Genomic DNA, 254 nt, shown 5'->3' with positions numbered 1-254 from the left:
CAGCTCGTCGGGGAACAGCTTCGGCGCCTTCGGGTTCTTGCTCTTCTTGGTCACGGTTGCTTCGGTCATAGGACGTAATTTCCGTTATCGTCTCATGACCTCGACACACTAAAATTCTGACAGGCTCTCATTTCGTTACCGACTGCAGTACTCTCGGCCTGGATACGCGCCTGCAGTTCTGCCACGCCTTTCGGGTCCTGCGTTGCATCGATCTGTTGCATCAGGCTCTGGATCTGGTCTAGCTCCTGCAACTC

1 pseudogene is annotated in these 254 nt (G+C 54.7%); it reads right to left on the bottom strand.

What is annotated here, in order from left to right:
* Positions 1-128: 128 nt before the first annotated feature.
* Positions 129-254 (bottom strand): annotated as a pseudogene (locus AB4Y31_RS31890) (type IV secretion system protein); the annotation flags it as partial.

Origin of the sequence: Trinickia sp. EG282A (assembly GCF_040965455.1) — a bacterium.
Classification (GTDB): Bacteria; Pseudomonadota; Gammaproteobacteria; order Burkholderiales; family Burkholderiaceae; genus Trinickia; species Trinickia symbiotica.
Note: the sequence above shows the minus strand (reverse complement) of the source record. Positions and strands in the feature narration are given on the sequence as shown.